Consider the following 216-nt stretch of genomic DNA (forward strand, 5'->3'; position numbering starts at 1 on the left):
GCGGATGACTTGACTGACCCGTCACCAGCAACCACCTTCGCTCACCTGGACTCTACCGTTGTACTGTCCCGTGACATCGCGGCTAAAGGTATTTACCCGGCGATCGATCCTCTGGATTCCACCTCCCGTCAGCTGGATCCACTGGTAATCGGTAACGAACACTACGACACAGCTCGTGGCGTTCAGGGTGTTCTGCAGCGCTATAAAGAGCTGAAA

General features: G+C 55.1%; 1 pseudogene. It reads left to right on the forward strand.

The features are described 5' to 3' along the window. Positions 1-216, forward strand: a pseudogene (locus B2Z72_RS09220) (F0F1 ATP synthase subunit beta); the annotation flags it as partial.

The organism is Thalassolituus sp. UBA6592, assembly GCF_002433655.1.
In the GTDB taxonomy this organism is placed as follows: domain Bacteria; phylum Pseudomonadota; class Gammaproteobacteria; order Pseudomonadales; family Oceanobacteraceae; genus Venatoribacter.